Here is a 4002-nt window from a genome sequence, read left to right on the forward strand (position 1 = left end):
TCCCCTCAAGGAAAATTCACATTGCAGGTTCTGGGCGCCGCGGCCGAGTTCGAGCGCGCGCTGATACGTGAGCGGACAAAGGCCGGGCTTGCCTCTGCGCGCGCCAAAGGGCGCGTTGGTGGCAATCCTGGGCTTCGCACCAAAGACCCCGCCGCGCTGCGCAAGGTGCGGCTGGCACGACAGGACGGCTACATGGAGCGCCTGAGCGAAACCGCGCAGGATTGGGTGCCCCACGTGCGACGCCTACGGCCGGATATGGCCTGGGAAGATGTTTTGCGAATCATTAATGGCCCCCTGCCCCACGACCGGCACTGGACCCAAAGCCGCCTACTCCGTGCTGTGAAAGCCTATGTCCGCGACGGGTTTCTACCAGATGAAGTGCTTGGCCGCGCCGGACGCCGCGAAACCGATGACCGCCTGCCAGCTATCGTGGCTGCCATCAAAGGCTCGGACCCCGAAATCACACTGCAGGCGATCTGCGACCGGCTAGAATCGATGCGTGAGCGCACCCCTCGAGGCCGTACTAGCTGGCAGCCTTCCTCTGTGAAGATGCTGCTGGAGCGTGCTGAAAAGCTGGGGTTGCTGAGGTCCGCGCACTAATCGCAACCTTGTAAATCTTCCACGCCATGGAACGATTGCATTGTTGCAGCGCACTTTGCGGGCAGGTGAATGGGTTCACGAAGCGCAACAGATGTTCCACGCGCAATCCGTCGTGCATTTCCCCGCTCCAAAATGCTGGCACCCGGCGATCAGTGGGCCAGACACAAACGCCGTACTATAGACAGATAGATGATATGTCTCTGCCGGGGCGCAACCTACCTAATGCGTTTTGACCTGCAAACCCTCGACCGGGCACGAACCTGTGGTGGCGTCGAGTAAAGGTACGGTGCGCTCCCAACGGTTTCGACTTGTCTCCAGTAGCTGACAATCGATTTAGCCAAGACCGGGACAATGATCGAGGTCCCTGCCCTAGTATTTCTCGACGACGGTTCCTGAACCTGGATCTTCGGAAAGTATCAGCCATGGATCATTCTACGCGGATCATCTGAACAACAAAACTGGGCGCAATTTGCCCTCAGAGAATCGGTGACGGGAGCCATAGGTTGTGCTGAAGCAAAAACGTGGTCCGCGGTTGCTTTCCAGTGGTCTTCGAAGCCGTCGAGTGAGCGCATCGGCTTCTTTGAGTGCTGAACTTATGATCCCTGAACAATCTCTTGAACCCAGAATGTCACGGATCGCACCTCCTCCTTCTATGATTTGGTCTCATCGGATAGGTCTCGCGGTTAGGTGAGGCGTGGTTGAATTGGTCCTGTCTACGCTGTGCTTTGTGCCGGATACTGTTCCCGCGACGCGAGAAGCCGCGATGCCCCCTACCCTGCTGGGGATCATTGACGCCTCAGACAACAGGGCCTTGTGCATCCATGCGCATGAAGTGCGTTTGATCTGATCGTTTGGGCCCGGCACCCAAGTATCAATGTAGCTTTGAATGTCGATCCAATTGGGCCTTGGGTTTGCCGTAAGTCTGTCGGTGCGTTGTCCGATCCGGCCTGAGTTCGCTGTATCTCTCGCTAATCGGATTTTCGGTCAAGACACCATTGAGAAACCGTGCGCTAGCGACACCCAGTCTGCGCCAGATGCACTCGTGAACCACAATTTTGTGAGTGCTGTTAACAGCTGTTAACTCTAGAGGGTGCGTGGCTTCCCTAGTAGACCTTTGGTCCGACAGCACAATTTGTGGATAAAATCCTTGACTTAACATGGTGAATCACGGCCATTAGAGTCAAGTTGCGCAAATAAGCGCGTTCGAGCAGAGAAATAGCAACCATGTTTCAGACGGCACCAATCGAAGCGGCGTCTCAATCCGAGCTTACAAGCCAGATGGCGGCGCGTCTACACACCGCGCTCACGACGCATCTTCAACAAGCCTACGCGCCCGATCAACGCAAGAATTTGAGACTATTCAGCGCTACAGAGACTGCTGATCTTCTAGGGGTGACCGGGCAATTCTTGCGCAAGTGCCATAGCGACGGGTCCTTGCCGGAGCCTGAAGTAATCAAGAACGGACGGCGCTTCTATTCCGGTGATGAGATCCTGCAAGCGCGCCATTTCCTGGAGGCAAGCTCTCGAAAGCCGGGTAAGTATCTTCCTGGGCGTCGCGAGGGTGACAAGCTTCAGGTTATTCAGCTGATGAACTTCAAAGGTGGATCTGCAAAGTCCACCTCTGCGATCCATCTGTGTCACTACCTTGCTTTGAGTGGTTACCGGGTGCTGGCGATTGACTTGGACCCACAAGGGAGCCTCACTGGCTTTTGCGGGATTCAAACTGAACTGGAGTTTGAAGGCGCTTCGATTTACGACGCACTTCGTTATGACGATCCAGTACCGATGTCGGAAGCTGTTGTGGAAACCTATTTCCCTGGATTGCACTTGGCACCTGCCCGCCTTGTGCTGAGCGAATTTGAGACTGAAACAGCGGTCAATGCAGGGCGCGGTGTTGCGTTCTTTGAGAAGCTCAGTCTGGCGATCCAGTCCGTTGAGAGCGACTACGATGTAGTGGTGATCGACAGCCCGCCAGCTCTCGGATTCTTGACTTTGACCGGCCTCTACGCTGCGACCTCGGTCATCGTGCCGATGACGCCGAGCATGCTCGACCTTGCTTCCACCCAGCAGTTTGTCGAAATGACTTCTGCTTATCTTGGTGTGATCGAGGACACGGGCGTCAAACTCGATCATGATTTTTTCTCCTTCCTCATCACGCGGGACGATCCGAGCGATATCCCAAGTCAGCAGATCGTGAGCCTAATGCGCGCTCTGTTCCAGGATCGTGTCGTTGGGGCGACCGGACTACGTAGTACGGCTATCGGCGACGCATCGATGCTCAAGATGTCGATCTACGAGGTTGCGCGCTCCGAGATGACAAGGTCGACCTATGATCGCGCAAAGAACAGCATGGATGCGGTTGGTTCGGAGATTGCGGGAATGCTTCAAAAGGCTTGGGGGCGGTAATCATGGCAATGGGTAAAAACAAAACCGGCATCATGGCTGCGATAACTGCGGCGACTGAGGGGTCGAAAGACGGGGCTTCTGATAGAGCTCATCGAACATTGCCGAAAGGAACTATCGGCTCTGTTCGTGCGGGTCTCGGCGGCATTCAGGAAATCGACGCCAACTTGATCCTTGCTTGGGGTCCGAAAGACCGACTGGATATTGAGTTAACAGCTGTTAACAGCGCCGCACCGAATGAATCGATCAAGGATCTCGCAACCAGCATCGCTGATGCCGGGCAGCAAGTCCCGGTGCTTCTACGTCCTTCGAAGGATCGTGACGGGCATTTTGAGATCATCTACGGCCAGAGACGAATACTTGCGTGCCGCTATCTGGGGATACCAGTGCGGGCTCTGATACGGACGCTCGATGATACCGATGCATTGATGGCGAAAGGCCTCGAAAATGCCGGCCGCGCGGAGCTGAGCTACTATGAACGTGTCCGGTTCGCGCACGCGATCCTGGAGCAGGGCTACTCGCGTGCGGAGGCGTGTCAGGCTTTGGCTATCAGCAAGAACACTCTTTCGCAGCTTGAGCGTATCAATCGGCTAGTGCCCTTGGCTGTCGGTGAAGCCATCGGCGCAGCTCCAGGGGCAGGGCGCCCGAAATGGACCACACTCGCAACGGCGTTTGAGAAAGTACAACTCTCGGAGGAGGGTGTTCTGGGTGTTCTTGGTCAATCTGGTGATCTCGACTCCGACGGACGGCTGGACCTCGTTCTCAAGGAAATTGGCAAGCGAGGTAAGCAAGAACGATCTGTCGAGGAGCGCTCGCCCGTTCCCGGTGTGCAGATCAAAAGTGGTAAATCGGGGCTCTCAGTCACCGTCAAGCGGGCAGGGGAAAACACGAGATTCGCGAATTGGCTGGATCAGAATCTGGACCAGCTCATTCAGGATTCCTTCGATCGGTTCCAATCAGAGAGCCACGAAGGATAGCGGCGGTTAACAGCTGTTAACC

Annotated in this window: 3 protein-coding genes; all 3 read left to right on the forward strand. The window is 55.8% G+C overall.

Annotated features, from left to right (window positions below):
* Nucleotides 1–600 (forward strand): recombinase family protein (locus tag TA5113_RS16535; protein ID WP_258953945.1); only part of this gene is annotated, 600 nt, incomplete at its 5' end.
* A 1224-nt stretch (nucleotides 601–1824) separates the two neighbouring features.
* A complete protein-coding gene (gene repA, locus TA5113_RS16540) occupies nucleotides 1825–3006 on the forward strand; it encodes a plasmid partitioning protein RepA (RefSeq protein WP_058314141.1) in 1182 nt (393 codons plus the stop codon).
* 2 nt (nucleotides 3007–3008) lie between these two features.
* Complete coding sequence (gene repB / locus TA5113_RS16545; protein WP_058314142.1) at nucleotides 3009–3980, forward strand: plasmid partitioning protein RepB; 972 nt, start codon at nucleotides 3009–3011, stop codon at nucleotides 3978–3980.
* Nucleotides 3981–4002: the final 22 nt, after the last annotated feature.

Origin of the sequence: Cognatishimia activa, from assembly GCF_001458335.1 — a bacterium.
GTDB classification, from domain to species: domain Bacteria; phylum Pseudomonadota; class Alphaproteobacteria; order Rhodobacterales; family Rhodobacteraceae; genus Cognatishimia; species Cognatishimia activa.